This window comes from Serratia sp. PL7 (assembly GCF_945957435.1).
The window spans coordinates 92785-109115 of record NZ_CAMFLB010000004.1; the positions used below are offsets into that span (position 1 = coordinate 92785).

The 16331-nt window shown below is 57.2% G+C and carries 13 protein-coding genes and 1 tRNA gene; 12 read left to right on the forward strand and 2 right to left on the reverse strand.

What is annotated here, in order from left to right; genetic code table 11:
* Positions 1 to 61: 61 nt before the first annotated feature.
* The gene (gene deoC / locus N6G83_RS20680; RefSeq protein ID WP_212637134.1) at positions 62 to 775 is read right to left on the reverse strand and encodes a deoxyribose-phosphate aldolase; all 714 of its coding nucleotides are present in this window, start codon (positions 773 to 775) and stop codon (positions 62 to 64) included.
* A 279-nt stretch (positions 776 to 1054) separates the two neighbouring features.
* Here deoC and N6G83_RS20685 point away from each other — a divergent pair.
* The 11 genes from N6G83_RS20685 (at position 1055) to N6G83_RS20735 (ending at position 14293) form a co-directional block, all read left to right on the forward strand.
* Positions 1055 to 1139: transfer RNA gene (locus N6G83_RS20685), tRNA-Leu, on the forward strand.
* A gap of 164 nt (positions 1140 to 1303) precedes the next feature.
* Positions 1304 to 2572, forward strand: a complete 1269-nt coding sequence (locus tag N6G83_RS20690; protein WP_260516170.1) for a tyrosine-type recombinase/integrase — start codon at positions 1304 to 1306, stop codon at positions 2570 to 2572.
* A gap of 774 nt (positions 2573 to 3346) precedes the next feature.
* Positions 3347 to 3610, forward strand: a complete 264-nt coding sequence (locus N6G83_RS20695) for a helix-turn-helix transcriptional regulator (protein WP_260516169.1) — start codon at positions 3347 to 3349, stop codon at positions 3608 to 3610.
* Positions 3607 to 3852, forward strand: a complete 246-nt coding sequence (locus tag N6G83_RS20700) for a hypothetical protein (RefSeq protein ID WP_033638862.1) — start codon at positions 3607 to 3609, stop codon at positions 3850 to 3852. Before N6G83_RS20695 ends, N6G83_RS20700 begins: the two co-directional genes overlap by 4 nt.
* 5 nt (positions 3853 to 3857) lie before the next feature.
* On the forward strand, positions 3858 to 4406 hold the full coding sequence (locus N6G83_RS20705; RefSeq protein ID WP_260516168.1) for a host cell division inhibitor Icd-like protein: 549 nt from the start codon (positions 3858 to 3860) through the stop codon (positions 4404 to 4406).
* Positions 4403 to 4666: a hypothetical protein gene (locus N6G83_RS20710; protein ID WP_260516167.1), complete on the forward strand. Its 264-nt coding sequence runs from the start codon at positions 4403 to 4405 to the stop codon at positions 4664 to 4666. The genes N6G83_RS20705 and N6G83_RS20710 overlap by 4 nt, the downstream gene beginning before the upstream one ends.
* Positions 4663 to 4998, forward strand: a complete 336-nt coding sequence (locus N6G83_RS20715; protein WP_260516166.1) for a DUF5375 domain-containing protein — start codon at positions 4663 to 4665, stop codon at positions 4996 to 4998. Before N6G83_RS20710 ends, N6G83_RS20715 begins: the two co-directional genes overlap by 4 nt.
* A 10-nt stretch (positions 4999 to 5008) precedes the next feature.
* Positions 5009 to 7339, forward strand: coding sequence for a primase-helicase zinc-binding domain-containing protein (locus N6G83_RS20720; RefSeq protein ID WP_260516165.1), 2331 nt, complete (start codon positions 5009 to 5011; stop codon positions 7337 to 7339).
* Between the two features lie 429 nt (positions 7340 to 7768).
* The gene (locus N6G83_RS20725) at positions 7769 to 8386 is read left to right on the forward strand and encodes a tyrosine-type DNA invertase (protein ID WP_260516164.1); all 618 of its coding nucleotides are present in this window, start codon (positions 7769 to 7771) and stop codon (positions 8384 to 8386) included.
* Between the two features lie 586 nt (positions 8387 to 8972).
* Positions 8973 to 13739, forward strand: a complete 4767-nt coding sequence (locus N6G83_RS20730; protein ID WP_260524022.1) for an invasin domain 3-containing protein — start codon at positions 8973 to 8975, stop codon at positions 13737 to 13739.
* A gap of 296 nt (positions 13740 to 14035) precedes the next feature.
* The gene (locus N6G83_RS20735) at positions 14036 to 14293 is read left to right on the forward strand and encodes a hypothetical protein (protein WP_260515949.1); all 258 of its coding nucleotides are present in this window, start codon (positions 14036 to 14038) and stop codon (positions 14291 to 14293) included.
* Between the two features lie 358 nt (positions 14294 to 14651).
* Here the strand turns inward: N6G83_RS20735 and N6G83_RS20740 are convergent, their stop codons facing one another.
* The gene (locus N6G83_RS20740; protein ID WP_260515948.1) at positions 14652 to 15923 is read right to left on the reverse strand and encodes an RNA-directed DNA polymerase; all 1272 of its coding nucleotides are present in this window, start codon (positions 15921 to 15923) and stop codon (positions 14652 to 14654) included.
* Here N6G83_RS20740 and N6G83_RS20745 point away from each other — a divergent pair.
* Complete coding sequence (locus N6G83_RS20745) at positions 15913 to 16299, forward strand: four helix bundle protein (RefSeq protein ID WP_260515947.1); 387 nt, start codon at positions 15913 to 15915, stop codon at positions 16297 to 16299. The two genes, N6G83_RS20740 and N6G83_RS20745, sit on opposite strands and share 11 nt — an antisense overlap.
* Positions 16300 to 16331: the final 32 nt, after the last annotated feature.

Here is a 16331-nt window from a genome sequence, read left to right on the forward strand (position 1 = left end):
ATCACTCCCGTGGCGGATGGTGCGGGCCACCCGCAGAAGCGTGCGCTGGGATCGCGCAAGATTAGTTATCGTTCAGCTCTGGGAACAGGCCTGGCTCCTGTTCGAGCTGCTCCAGCACGCGCTGGGTGGCCGCCGCGCTCATGCCAAAGCGGCGTACGCCCAGCCGATACAACGCGCGCACCGTGTCCAAATCGCGAATGCCGCCGGCCCCTTTGATCTGGATGCGGCCACGCAACTGATCGGCGATGATCGCCACTTTCTCTACCGTGGCGCCGGTCGGTGCCCAGCCGGTGGAGGTTTTCACCCAGACCATGCCGACTTCGACGGCGATATCGCACACCCGACGGATCTGCTGCTCGTTCAGATAGTGCGTCTCCAGAATGACTTTGGCCGGCACCGGTGCGGCGGCCTCGACTACTCGGCGCAGATCTTCACGCACGTAGCCGTAATCCCCCGACAGCACCTTACCGATGTTCACCACCATATCGACCTCGCGCGCGCCCTCGGCGATCAGCTGGCGCACCTCCTGCACCTTGAGATCGGTGGTCTGCCCACCGCCGGGAAAGCCGACCGGCCCGCCAATCATCACGTCCGCCTGGCCGTGCTCCGGCAGCAGGGTACTGAGGAAACGCGTCCAGCACGGCAGCACGTGCACCGAGATGATGCGATAGCGGCTGGCCAGCGCGGCGCAGTGGCGCACGTCTTCCTCGGTATTGGTGGCCTGCACCGCGCTCAGATCGATCAACCTGGCCATGCGTCTGGTTGTTTCATTCATTGCGTTTATCCTTCTTTTGTTTTCATTTGATTTTATTTATTCACCTTATTCTCTTTCATATGGCTTTAAAATCATCATTTGGTGAAATTGTGATCGGATCTGCGGTTTTGTGGTGAGGGGCGTGAAAGTGCGGGAGGAAGATGCGGTAAACGCCGCAATAAGAGGGTAAATGGGGATTGTGACGCTTTTTTCGACATTTAACTCATTGAATGCCTGATAACTCTTGCGCACCGATCGCGGGAAGGTATAATGCACCCGTTTTCCGCATACTACTTCAGTGCCGAAGTGGCGAAATCGGTAGACGCAGTTGATTCAAAATCAACCGTAGAGATACGTGCCGGTTCGAGTCCGGCCTTCGGCACCATTCCCCCTTCCGTAGTCGTCCGACGAAGTCCAAAAAATCCTTTAAAATCAATAATGGTAGCCTTTCTGGCGTCCGCCATTGTCCGAGACCGTCCGTTGAAATCCAGGGGGCACTGGGGGCATAATTGGGGGCATCTCCACTTCGATAGAAAATGTGCCCCCAAAATGAAGCTAAACGCCCGCCAGGTCGAGACTGCAAAGCCCAAAGAGAAAACCTACAAAATGGCCGATGGTGGCGGTTTGTATCTCGAGGTTACGACGAAAGGTTCTAAGTATTGGCGAATGAAGTACCGCCGCCCTAACGATAAGAAAGAGGATCGGCTTGCTTTCGGCGTTTGGCCGACAGTCAGTCTTGCTGAGGCTCGTAGTAAAAGAGACGAAGCCAAAAAGCTATTGGTACAAGGATTAGATCCAAAAGCAGAGGAAAGGGAAGCTCAGGCTGAAACAGAGGGCGCATATACGTTTGAGACCATTGCCCGAGAATGGCATGCCAACAACAAGCGCTGGAGTGAGGATCACCGAGCGAGAGTGCTTCGTTATTTGGAGCTGTATATTTTTCCTCGCATGGGGGCTGCTGATATTCGTGGACTCAAAACCAGCCATCTCTTAGCTCCGATTAAAGTTGTTGATGCTAGCGGCAAACATGATGTCGCACAGCGCTTACAGCAACGTGTGACGGCCATCATGCGTTACGCAGTTCAGAACGATTACATTGATTCTAATCCTGCCAGCGACATGGCAGGGGCATTAGCAACGACTAAAACCCGGCATTATCCTGCATTACCCCCGCATCGTTTCCCTGAGTTTCTCTCACGGCTTTCAGCCTATCGTGGCCGACGTATGACGCGTATCGCTGTAGAATTGTCCCTTCTAACCTTCGTCCGTTCTAGTGAGTTGCGTTTTGCTCGGTGGGATGAATTTGATTTTGGTAACGCTTGCTGGCGTATACCGGCACAGCGAGAAAAAATCAAAGGTGTGCGTTATTCACATCGTGGCATGAAAATGAAAGAGGAACATATTGTGCCTCTAAGTCGCCAAGTATTGGTCCTGCTAGATACTCTGAAGCAGTTAAGTGGTGATAATGAAAGACTTTTCCCCGGTGATCATGACCCGCAAAAAGTCATGAGCGAAAATACGGTGAATAATGCATTGCGTGCGATGGGATACGACACAAAAACGGAAGTTTGTGGTCATGGTTTTAGAACAATGGCGCGCGGTGCTTTAGGGGAGTCTGGTTTATGGAGCGACGATGCGATAGAACGTCAGCTAAGTCATTCTGAACGAAATAACGTGCGGGCTGCTTACATTCATACTTCTGTGCACTTAGATGAGCGTAGGCTGATGGTCCAATGGTGGGCTGATTATCTGGATGCAAATAAAGAAGCAGGTATAGCTCCATATGACTTTGCCCGTTTAAAAAATAAGGTTGCGTGATGACATTCGATCACCAAACTCAAATATTCCGCCAATAAATCGTTAAAACCCCCTGGCGCGCAATGCTACCCCCGCCTCGCCTGCGCGCTTTGTGTGTCGCTTTTCATGCACCTGCATGAGAGGCCGCAGGCCGCGCCACTGCTGGGGCGGCGGGGGATAAAACCTGCATTTATCCGCATGCAAAATCATGCACCCTATGCATGCACGCGCAATTTGACACCCGCTAGCCAGAAAAAAAGCCCATTTTTGATGACGGGGCGAGAGGGTATTGCGCCTGGCGTTACCGTGCGTCACTCAATGAGATGGCCGAGGGTGGTTTCTGATGCGGGGGGATGTACCGCGCGTTGACGATAATCACATCAGAACGTTTTTAGTTTTATTCATAACTCTTCATACTGTTCACCAAAATAAAAAAGTATAGATAAATCAGTAGGTAGTAGGATGAAGAGTGGCGACTGTATCCGTTCACCCGGTGTTCACGCCTGTTCACCGGCTCTCGCGCGGCCTTTTCCCTGGCGAGCCTCCGTTTGGCGGTTTTTCCCGATTAATCAACCGCCCATTCATCGCTCAGGCTTTTCGGCCGGTTTGCCAACAAAGGTCAATAAAGGCCAATATCGGCCAGCGTTGTCCACTTGATTGAAAAGTAAGCATAAAATCTGTTCCACCACACAACAACACCTTGTTGCCACCCCGGTAAAACTTCACATAATAGGGCGCTACCAAAGTTCACACCGTCCCGGCCAGCGTTGGCCGGACACAAAGAGGTAGCGTTTTATGTTGACCGTTTCCACCCCCATCCCATCCACCCCGTCGCCGGTGTTTCAAAATGGCTACACCCCGCGCGAGCGCTTTATTCGCTTGCCGGAAGTGCTCTACACCACCGGCCTGTCCCGCTCCACCGTGTACGAGATGATGAGCCGTAAGCAGTTCCCGGCCCAGGTCTCCCTCGGCGGTAAAAACGTCGCCTGGCTGGCCTCCGAGGTCGAGCAGTGGATGGATGAACGTATCGCCAACCGTCACCAGGGGGCCGTCGTATGATGCAGCTAACCTTTGGTCGCCAGCATTTCACCCTCGATGAGCGCGACGCGCTGTTTGTGGCGGAAGCTATCCTGTTGCAGCGTAAAGAGCCTGGCGTCGTCTTGCCGGAGCACCGCAGCGAAAAACACGGCGTTATTCGTCTGGCGAGTCGCCAGGCTGAGCCGCGCCTGTTCCGTGCCGGGCCGGTGCCGCTGACCTGCGCGGCGGCCGATACCCGCAACGACCAACTGACCGACTGTTGATCACTATGCGATCGATTGAACGTCCGGGGGCGTCTTACGGCTTGCCCCCACGTCCGGCCCTGCGCTATAGTCCTCCCGCTGTCGCAAAATCGGCAGCCGGGCGTAGGAACCCGTGTTTAATCTTGGCGACAAATGAACACGCGCCACGCGTGTTTTTTTATGTCACAGCCTTAGTGCGCTCATTTTTTGCGCGGTGGATGTTATGCTACCGCAGCAGTCAATCAATGGTGGCTCAGGCGGGGCAGCCTTCGGGCTGGCCGGTTTCCAAGGTTGCCGGTATTCCTACCCCCGTCTGGGCTACCACCATTGAGTGTAGGAACTCCGGTGGTAGCGGTAATTCGCTAACCTTGGAGGCTGCCGTTATGGCTACGACCCTCACCCCGACTCACCCTACATTCTGCTTTTTGTTTGCGGCCGTGCGCCGTTCTGCGCTGACCGCTTCACCGCGTATCATGCGCACAGTGGCGGATAGCGAACGCAACGCCCGCCGTCTGCTGGCCCGTGATTATGTGTTGTCCTTTGCCGGTCGTCTGCCGGTTAAGGCGGTGGCATGAACACCCTGGCCGACCGCTATTACCGCGACACCCATTACCCTATCCCGCATGCCGATTTTCTGCGTCTCCAGCATGCGCACGCCACCGGCGTGCTGTTCCTCGACCTGCTGGATACCCTCGACCTCGGCGGGCAGCGCCCCGATGCCGTGCAACAGGCGTCGTTTGCCTCGGTCATTGCCCTGCTGACCGACCAGCTCGGCCACGTCGTCAACACCTGTGAATCCCAAATCCTTGCCCGCATGGAGGCCAGCGCCGTATGAACACTGCATCCTGTTTACCGATTGACGTCCGCACCGCCGTTTTCCGCCGCGCCGTGGCGCAAGCCTATCTGGACACCTGCGCCTTTTACCGGGTGAGCCTCGGGTACACGCTGGACGAGCTGCAGATGACGATTGCCCTGCGTCTGGAAGGGCATTTTGTTCGTCAGTACGGCGCAGAGGATGGCATGGACATGGCGTGCACCCTGCTGAGTGACATGGTGCAGCCGGACATTCTGGTGGCCGCGCCGCGCCTGACCGCGCTGGGGCAAAAGATGATGGACGAGCTGTGCTGTGAGCGCCTGTCGGCATCGCAGAACGCCACCGTACACTGAGGAGAAGAGCATGAGCGCCCAGTTCGTTTCCCAGACCGTACGCACCGCCACCGGCTACTGGCCGGTGATACTCCCGGCCCTCGGCATCGCCTTGCAGCCGAACGGCAAGCCGCAGCCGTGCCCGACCTGCGGCGGCAAAGACCGCTTCCGCTTCGACAACCAGGACGGGCGCGGCACCTGGTTCTGCAATCAGTGCGGGGCCGGTGACGGCCTCAACCTGGTGGAGAAGGCCCTGTCACTGTCTGCCAGGGCCGCCGCTGAACAGGTGGCTGCCGTGATGGGGGATAATGCCAGCACTTTACCACCGGCCGCTAAGGCCGGTCATTCACCACAAGACAAGGCCGAGGCTCAGCGCAAGGCCGCGCGACAGGCACAGGCTCTGGTGGCTGCCGCTCAGTGCAAAAGCGGCAATGCCTACCTGAGCGCCAAAGGCTGGCCGGAGGCAGAAACCCTGACCCTGCACGGCCAGCCGCTGCGCGTCGGCGGTATCACCTTCCAGCCCGGCGACCTCTTGCTGCCACTGCATAACGCCGGAGGCGAGGTGGTCAACGTGCAGTTGATTAACGCCAGCGGTGATAAACGCATGTTGGCAGGCGGGCAGGTGAAAGCCGCCTGCCACACCCTCTGCGGCCCGGACAACGCGGTTATCTGGCTCACCGAAGGCTACGCCACCGGCCTTACCGTGCATCGCCTGACCGGTGAGACGGTGTGCGTGGCGCTCAGCGCCAACAACCTGACGGCCGTGGCGGAGCAGCTGCGCAGCCACTACCCGGATGTACGGCTGCTGCTGGCGGCCGATAATGACCGCAGCGGCACCGGGCAGACCCGCGCCGCCGAGGCGGCCGCACTCACCGGCGGCACTCCGGCGCTGCCGACAGACATCGGCGACTGGAACGATGTCTACTGTCAGCAGGGCGCTGAGTCCACGCGCGCCCAGCTCCAGGCGCTCAGCCAGCCGCCGCAGCCGAGCCCGTTCGACACGCTGAGCGATGCTGACCTCAAAGCCATGAGCGCCAGCGAGAAAGCCGAACTGCTGGCCGAGCATTACGGCAACACCCTGGCGGTGCCGCCGGTGGGGGAAGAGCTGTGCCGCTATACGCGCGGCGCCTGGCAGGTGCTGCCGCACCGACAGCTGAGCCGGGAGATTGCCGCGCTGTTCCAGAAGGTGCGCGCGCCGTTCTCCGCCGCCGGTATCAACAGCATTTTGGACACCCTCAAGCTGATGGTGCCGCAGATGGGCGACCCGGCCCGCCGGTTGATTGGTTTTCGTAACGGGGTATTCGATACCGTGAGCGGGCAGTTCAGCGCCCACCGGCAAGAACACTGGCTGCGCACCGTTAACAGCGTGGACTATACCCCGCCGCGTGCCGGGGAGAACCTGGCCGACCATGCGCCGCACTTCTGGCAGTGGCTGACACGGGCCGCCGGGGGCAATCACGACAAGCAGCAGCGCATCCTCGCGGCGCTCTTTATGGTACTGGCCAACCGCTACGACTGGCAGTTGTTCCTTGAAGTGACCGGCCCCGGCGGCAGCGGCAAGAGCGTGATGGCGGCCATCGCCCGGTTGCTCGCCGGGGCAGACAACACCACCTCCGCTACCATCGACAACCTGGAGTCGGCGCGCGAGCGAGCCAGCGTGGTCGGCTATTCACTGATACTCCTGCCCGACCAGGAGAAATGGAGCGGTGACGGGGCGGGTATCAAGGCCATCACCGGCGGCGATGCGGTCGCCATCGACCCGAAATACCGCGACGCCTACGCGGCGCACATCCCGGCGGTGATTTTGGCGGTCAACAACAACCCGATGCAGTTCAGCGACCGCAGCGGCGGCGTCTCCCGGCGGCGGGTGATTATTACCTTTCCGGAGACGATACCGCTCGCCGAGCGCGACCCGCAGCTGCTGGACAAAATCACCCGGGAGCTGGCGGTGATTGTGCGTCACCTGATGCAGCGCTTCGCCAACCCGAACGAGGCCCGCGCACTGCTTCAGGCGCAGCAGAGTTCGGACGAGGCGCTGACCATCAAGCGCCAGGCCGACCCGCTGGTTGATTTTTGCGGTTACCTGACGGTGCTGGGCACCCCGGAAGGGATGATGATAGGCAATGCCAACATCACCCCGCCGAACCCGCGCCGCTATCTGTATCACGCCTACCTGTCGTTTATGGCGGCACGGGGCTATCAGCACGTGATGAACCTGACGGCGTTTGGGCTGGCGGTGCCGCAGACGCTGAAGGAGTATGAGCATACGCTGCTCAAGCGCCGCACCAAGCTGGGGATCCAGACCAACCTGCGGCTGAATGATGACTGTGACGTCGACTGGCTGCCAAAATGCGAGGCGTAACAGGCACAAGGCAAGGCGACGATCGGCCGCGCCGATCAATGGCTGCGTATTGATCTGCCGAACCCATTGGACGGTCAATCATCGCGCCGCCTATAGTGGTGGCGAACAAGACAGTCCGCCACACAAGGGCATTCCTCCGGGCAGCGTCTGGCAGCCCCCCCTATAACGACAAGCGCTCACCCAACCGGCTTCGGCCGGTTTTTTCGTTTTGGCTTGAGGCTGGATATCTCACGGCGGGCGAAGGGGAAGGGGGCGTGCCGATATCGCCTCTGTGACACAGGGGTTTTCACGGATTTTTTTTGAAACAAAGGCACGTTTGGCAACTGACGGTCCCGTGATTCAGACTTATCCTTTCACGTTTGCTTTTTTTATAGTGGAAAATGTCGGTATTTTCTGAGGTTTATTATTTTTGTTTTATAATGAGGTGGTATGGGCCAGCGGAGGTATTTGACGCAGTCCGAAGTGGAGCGGCTGTTGCAACAGGCAAGGGAGGGTGAGAACGCCGAGCGGGATTATTGCCTGATTTACATGAGTTTTATCCACGGCTTTCGCGTCAGCGAGGCCTGCGGCGTGCGTCTGTCTGATTTGGACTTGCGGGGGCGCTGTCTGTATATCCGACGAATAAAAAACGGGTTTTCCACCAACCATCCGCTACTGAAGGACGAACTGCGGGTCATCAGGGCCTGGCTGGCGGTGCGGGCGTCTTTGCGCGGGGCAGACAGCGACTGGTTGTTCCTGTCGCGGCAGGGGAACCCGCTGACGCGACAGCGGGTGTACCAAATCATCAGTCAGTTGGGCAAGGCCGCCGGTATTTCCGTGGAGTCACACCCGCACATGTTGCGCCATGCCTGTGGATTTGCGTTGGCTGACCGGGGTATTGATACGCGGTTGATACAGGACTACCTGGGGCATAAGAACATTCGGCATACGGTACGGTATACGGCGAGCAATGCAGAACGGTTCGAAGGGGTATGGCATCGCGCAAAAAACAAGCGAAAGAGTGGTCAGTTAGGACCAAAGTGTAAAGTAGTATATGTAAATCGTTGAAAAAAACCACACCGCCCACCTAAAAAAGTTCAATATTTTTTACCTCCTCTTACTTTTCAATGACATCCATCCATCGCATTGGCTGGCGCCCGGTCCGTTAACGGGCCTGTTGACGCGCGCTGACGGTGACGCCCCCGAGGACGGAATGGCGGGTGCGCCGTGCGTTTTGCTGCCATTTTAGTCCCTTGTGTCAATAAAGTTATTCATTTCGATATTTTTCTCTATCAAACCCAATTCCCACCATCCCTTCTGTTGACTAGTCAAAATGGTCCTAATTGTAAAGTTCTTTGCGTGTTTTTCCAGCAAAGGGCGGGGCTGTCCATCGCTGTGCAATACGACCCCGCCTCGCGCCGGGTCGTGCGGTAGCCATGACGGCCCGCGGTAATGTGCTTGCCCGCCCTGCACCCGACAGGCGGTCAGGCGACGGAGTGGTGAATAAAAGGGAGGGGCACGCGCCGTCCTGAGCCAGGGGTTGGCCGCCGGGCGGTGCGCAAAACAGGGTTTTTCGCAAGCAGCGACAAAAAACGAGAGGGCTTGACCACAGGGAAGTCCTTTGAACAACACTTACATTCCATTGGTGAAAATAATGAAAAGCAAACCTACGGACGTCTCTTTGCGTCGGTGGCGAGCGCTGACCTGGATAAACATCGGTATCCAGGCCTGCTTCCCGCTGGCAGTGAGCTTTACCCCGACGATAGCGGCTGCGAGCAGCCTCCTGCAGAAGTCTGCGCCTGCGCAGACGCAGGCCTATACGCTGACGACGGGCGAAACGGTGGCGACGGTCGCCAAAAAATACAACATCAGTCAGGCGGAACTGCGCAAGCTCAATCAGTTCCGCAGTTTTGCGCACGGGTTTGACCACCTGAAGGCCGGCGACGAACTGGATGTGCCGGCGGCACCCCTCCAGGTCGGGAATGGCGCGGCGCCCGTTCGGCCGAACGGTGACGCACAGGCGGCGCGGGTGGCCGGTGTGGCATCGCAGGCCGGGAATTTCCTGGCCAACAACCCCAATGGGGAGGCGGTTGCGTCGATGGCGCGCGGCATGGCCATGGGCGAGGCCACGAAGGAGGTGCAGGCATGGATGAGTCAGTTCGGCACCGCGCGCGTGCAACTGGATGTCGACCAGCATTTCTCGATGAAAAACTCGCAGTTCGACCTGCTTATTCCGCTCTATGAACAGCAGGACTGGCTGGCCTTCACTCAGGGGAGTTTTCATCGCACGGACAGTCGCACGCAGGCCAACGTGGGCCTTGGGGTGCGCTGGTATAATGACGGCTGGATGCTGGGCGGCAACACCTTCCTTGATCATGACCTGTCTCGCGCGCATTCGCGGATGGGGGTGGGGGTGGAGTACTGGCGTGACTACCTGAAGTTGGGGGCCAACAGCTACATGCGCCTGACCAACTGGAAGGACTCACCTGACCTGGATGAAGGTACGTACGAAGAGCGACCGGCCAATGGCTGGGATATCCGCGCGCAGGCGTGGCTGCCGGCGCTGCCGCAGCTAGGCGGCAAGCTGGTGTACGAGCAGTATTACGGCGACGAAGTGGGGCTGTTCGGCAAAGACAAGCGCCAGAAAGACCCGCACGCCTTTACGCTGGGCCTTGAGTATACGCCTGTGCCACTGGTGTCGCTCAGCGCCGAGCAGCGCCAGGGCAAGGGGAGCGAGAACGATACCCGCTTTGGCGTGGAAATGCGCTATCAACTGGGCGTGCCGTGGCAGCAGCAGGTCAACCCGGATGCGGTGCAGGCGATGCGCAGCCTGGCAGGCAGCCGGCATGACCTGGTTGAGCGTAACAACAACATCATCCTGGAGTACCGCAAGAAAGAGGTTATCAGCCTGCGTACGGCACCGCTGGTCACCGGCTACGCCGGGGAGAAAAAATCTCTGGGCGTGACCGTCAACAGCAGCAACGGCGTGGACCGCATTGACTGGTCGGCGCCAGCATTGCTGGCCGCCGGCGGTAAAATCGTACAGGACGGCCCGCTGGCATACAGCGTGGTGTTGCCGGACTACCAGTTCACTCAGGGGGTGAACAACTACACCGTCAGCGGTGTGGCGGTAGACAAAAAGGGCAATCGCTCCGGTGCGAGCGAGACGCAGGTCAGCGTGCACACCCCGGATATCGATGAGAAGACCAGTACCTTTACGCCGCTCAACAGTACGCTGTCGGCGGACGGAAAGAGTACGCAGGTACTGACACTGAGCGTCAAGGATGCGAAAGGTAATGCGGTGGACCTGCCGCAGGCGGACATTCACATGACCGTCGGCACGCTGAAATCTGCCACGGTCTCGGCGGTGGACAAGACGGCTGCCGGCGTCTACACGGTGACAGTGACCGCCGGGACGGACAAAGAGACGGTTGTCCTGACGCCAACGGTGGGTGATGTGAAACTTGACCCGGCCCGGGTGGTTATCAGCGGCGTGGCACCGAGCTCGACCAACTCGACCATTGACATCAACAAGGGCAGCATCACGGCGAATGGCGTGGACAGCGCGACCATTACGTTCGAGGCGAAGGACAGCAACAACAACCCAATCACGGGCATTGCTGACGACATCACCTTCCAGGTGGTGGACAAGGATGGCAATCTGGCGCCGGCGGGGACCATTACCGTCTCGAAGGCAACGGAAATCACCCCGCCGGGCACGTACACGGCGACACTGACCGGTGAAAAGGCCGGGGAGTACACGGTGATACCGCAGTACGACGGCAGCGCAGTGGGCAACATGAACGATAAGATTGAGCTGAAGGCGGATGAGACGCCGGATGCCGGTCAGGGCAACTCGACGATAGCGGCGGCGCCGAAGAGCATTGCGGCGGACAACGCTGCGACGTCGACGCTGACGTTCACGGCGAAGGACAAAAAGGGCAACGTCATCACCGACCTGACTGCGGTAACGTTCGTGGTCAAGGACGCGAGCGGCAACGTGCCGACCAGCGGTATCACGGTGAGCACGACCACCAATGCGGGCAACGGCACCTACACGGCAACCCTGAGCGGGACGCTGGCGGGGACCTACACCGTCACGCCGTTCAACAACAGTGTCGCGGTGGGGACATTGTCTGACACGGTGACGCTGACGGCAGGGACCACCCCGAGTGGCACCAACTCGACCATCGGCATCAACAAGGACAGTATCACGGCGAATGGCGTGGACAGCGCGACCATTACGTTCGAGGCGAAGGACAGCAACAACAACCCAATCCCGGGCATTGCTGACGACATCACCTTCCAGGTGGTGGACAAGGATGGCAATCCGGCGCCGGCGGGGACCATTACCGTCTCGAAGGCAACGGAAATCACCCCGCCGGGCACGTACACGGCGACACTGACCGGTGAAAAGGCCGGGGAGTACACGGTGATACCGCAGTACAACAACAGTGCAGTGGGCGACATGAACGATAAGATTGAGCTGAAGGCGGACGAGACGCCGGACGCCGGTCAGGGCAACTCGACGATAGCGGCGGCGCCGAAGAGCATTGCGGCGGACAACGCTGCGACGTCGACGCTGACGTTCACGGCGAAGGACAAAAAGGGCAACGTCATCACCGACCTGACTGCGGTAACGTTCGTGGTCAAGGACGCGAGCGGCAACGTGCCGACCAGCGGTATCACGGTGAGCACGACCACCAATGCGGGCAACGGCACCTACACGGCAACCCTGAGCGGGACGCTGGCGGGGACCTACACCGTCACGCCGTTCAACAACAGTGTCGCGGTGGGGACATTGTCTGACACGGTGACGCTGACGGCAGGGACCACCCCGAGTGGCACCAACTCGACCATCGGCATCAACAAGGACAGTATCACGGCGAATGGCGTGGACAGCGCGACCATTACGTTCGAGGCGAAGGACAGCAACAACAACCCAATCCCGGGCATTGCTGACGACATCACCTTCCAGGTGGTGGACAAGGATGGCAATCCGGCGCCGGCGGGGACCATTACCGTCTCGAAGGCAACGGAAATCACCCCGCCGGGCACGTACACGGCGACACTGACCGGTGAAAAGGCCGGGGAGTACACGGTGATACCGCAGTACAACAACAGTGCAGTGGGCGACATGAACGATAAGATTGAGCTGAAGGCGGACGAGACGCCGGACGCCGGTCAGGGCAACTCGACGATAGCGGCGGCGCCGAAGAGCATTGCGGCGGACAACGCTGCGACGTCGACGCTGACGTTCACGGCGAAGGACAAAAAGGGCAACGTCATCACCGACCTGACTGCGGTAACGTTCGTGGTCAAGGACGCGAGCGGCAACGTGCCGACCAGCGGTATCACGGTGAGCACGACCACCAATGCGGGCAACGGCACCTACACGGCAACCCTGAGCGGGACGCTGGCGGGGGTCTACACCGTCACGCCGTTCAACAACAGTGTCGCGGTGGGGACATTGTCCGACACGGTGACGCTGACGGCAGGGACCACCCCGGACGCCACCAAGTCGACGTTCAGTGCCGACCCGAGCGCCATCATCCCGGACGGCCAGGACAGCACCACGCTGACCCTGCACCTCCAGGACAGTTACGGCAACGCCATCACCGGCCTGACCAACGTGACGTTCGCAGTCACGCCGGCAGGGACGGCCTCGCTGAGCACGACGACGGATGCGGGTAACGGCAACTACACGGCCACGATGACCAGTACGTCCGCGGGCAGCTATACGGTGGTGCCGCGTATCAACGGGACGCCGATAAGCGGCCTGAGTGATACCGTGACCGTGGCCACGGTGGCGACCGACGTCCAGGACATCCTGGTGAACAACTACACCTTCGCGAAGGACGCGGGGTTCCCGAAAACCGGGTTCACCGGCGCGAAGTTCACGGTGCAATTGAACGGTGGTCAGCCGGACGATTACACCTGGACCTCCAGCGCAGCCTGGGCAGAGGTTGGTCCCACTGGCGAGGTGACTTTCAAAACGAAAGGGAACAGCACCCCGGTCACCATCACGGCCACGTCGAAGGCGGATGCGAGCAAGGCATTTGCGTACACCTTCACATTGAACGACTGGTACATCAACAATGGGTCAACAACGATGAACTGGTCAGCAGCTAACACGTATTGCTCCAACCAGGGCGCCGCGTTGCCGGGCATCGCGCAACTTGGCGGCTCGCAAGGGATTAGTGGTCTGTACAACAGCCGCGGCGAGGTAGGCTCTCTGTGGAGTGAGTGGGGCAGTCTGAGCACGTACACAGGCTCGGGCTTCCCGAGCTACAACATCTCCCTCTGGGCGTCCGAGGCCTACAGTAGCGGTTACCACTACAGCGTCTTCCTGGGCACGGGCTACGTCGACCACGGCAGCGACAGCGGCAGCACCTACGTGGCGTGTCGGCAGGGTCTTTAATTTTTAGCTTTTAGATTTTAACCTTGGTTTTTTGGTTTTCCCTCGACCGACCCTTTGGGGTCGGTCGATCACGACAAAGGAGTCAGCATGAATATCGGAGAAAAATTGGCGCTCAGCGCGAGACAAGGTAAAATAACCTTATTAAGGGAGGGAATATCCTGCGCTGCTATGAAGAGTCACTCTATACGTTGGTTCATAGTGCATACCCCACATTGAATATCCTCAGTAGAACGTTTAAAAATTTAAATGGCCGTCGCGTATTGTACGGGGGATTTCCCGAATAACAGTTAAATAAAATGTTTCCCGATGCTGTTGAAGTAGCGTGGGGGCATGAATGCGACTGCCATGATATTGATAGGGATAAATATCGTGTTTGGTGGAATGAGGTTGCACATAAAATAACGGAACGGGATAGGGAACAGGGCAATGAAGGTGTGCAGATTTTACTTGATGGTGAATGCTGTCGTTTTTTGGCCTCTTGGCAGCCCGAGGCTTTCCCTGCTGCGGTTGATGCGGGATTTATTGCCGCAATAAAGAAAAAGGTGGGTGCGTAATTTATTAATGAATGAGTCATAGAGACGGGATTGAGCAGTGGTGCAGAGGGTGCATTAGGGTCTGTATCGCCAAGGCCTAACAGAAATATACCATGAAAGAAGACCGACCTACCCCACGGCCTCCCATCGGTGAGGGCGTTACAATGGGGCGAACTTCGAAAGAGGGTAAGCTGATATCAAGAGGGTGGGTAAGTGAGCGCCGGGAGTGAGTTAGGCTCGGGCTTCCCGAGCAACAACAACACCTGGACGTCCGAGGTCAACAGTAGCGGTAACCACTACAACGTCAACCTGACCACGGGCAACGTCAACAACAACAGCGACAGTAACAGCAACAACGTGGCGTGTCGGCAGGGTGTTCTTACCTTCCACACTGCTGCACAATCCAGTCTTGTTTACAGTATTTTTTTATGCGCACGGCACCATAGTTGGCATCAGCCGGAATAAGCCATGTTTTTAGCAAACCGGCATGTCGATGCCATATTTGCTTGCGAAGGCGCCAATGTTGCGTGTGTTGCATCATGCCAAGATAGCTATTAATGACGGACTGGATTTGAGTGAGCAGTGCATATGGCGGTGTGATGGGGACACCTTCATGATAAACCGCCCAATTTCGCGTGAAGGTTTCAGAATCTGTACGCGAATGCTTAGGGAGGCCCCCCGACAGTAACTGATTAAAGAAATCGAGTCGATAAATGAATCGGTGAACGTTACGATTTCTCATGTGGAGATGGTGGGGATAAACGCGATACCCTAAATAATCTGCGCCTTGACTGCACTTTTGAATGCTTTGTTTTGTAGGATGTAAAGTGAGATTCAATTCGTTTGTGCAGTATGACGCAATAAGCGTTCGCCATTGGGACATTGTTTTTGATGAGTGGCCGAGTAAAAACAAATCGTCCATATAACGAACATAGCCTTTAGCTTTAAGTGAGTGCTTGATGACATGGTCCAGGGGACTCAGCCATAAGTTGGCGAACATTTGACTTGCTGCAGACCCCAACGGGAGGCCTCTGTCACACCCTGCGCCGAGCAAGGTTTTGTGCGGGGGAATCGTACTGAGTAATTTCCTGTCGCCAGAAAGGGTCCACGTGCATTGCGCCACGGGGTGAAGAATACACCGTTCTAAAATAAAATTCAGTGTTTCATAGAGGGGGCTTTCTGATAGGTAGCGCTGCGTGATGGATTTACATTGGGCAAGTAATGGATTACGCGGTATCGAGTTAAAAAAATTCTGAATATCTAACTGAAGGTAATACTCGTGGTCAGGTTGACGCATGAATCGTTGAACTCTTTGCACGGCAGCCAGCGTACCTTTGCCTTTCCTGTTTGCGAATGTGTCATCAATGAGTATGCGCTCGACATAGGGATTGATGTGGTGCACAAGCCAGCATTGCACAAGTCTGTCACGAAATGAAGGGGCATAGATTTCTCTCAGTTTTGGATCTGTTACAGCGAAACGTGAATAAATGGAAGGTTCGTAACAGTGGGTGCTGATTTCTTGCGCCAACGCTCGGCATGTTTGGGATATTTTTTCTGTGTTTAGCGATTTATGTATGCTCTTTCCCATTTTTACGACGCACAGTAAAAGCTCATAGTTGATTTTTTGTGAGAGTGAGGACGTGAAAGCCATATTTAAGCATCCTAAGGTCTATGATGATTTATTGAGGTTTTATAAAGCATATTGGATTGTGCATAAGCATCTTCCTCGCTCGTTTAAAATAACGACGGGAGATGTCATATTGCAAACTATAACGACCTGTATAAAAGGCGTCATTACGGCTAACTATTTAGATAAGAACAATGCAGAGCAGCGGCTCTTGTCGGGCGATTCCCTGGGGCAAGTTCGAACGCAATTGGTTATTGCTCGTGGTTTGTTGACGGTAGGCTGGGATATGCGTTTCATTTCACACGGTTCATTTATGCAATTAACAAGTCAGTTGGATGGGATTGAAAAACAAGTCACACGATGGCAAGCCTGGTTTTTGCAGGTGTCATCCGTGGAATAGTAGCCCAATTATATTTAAGACAGGGGCCGCAA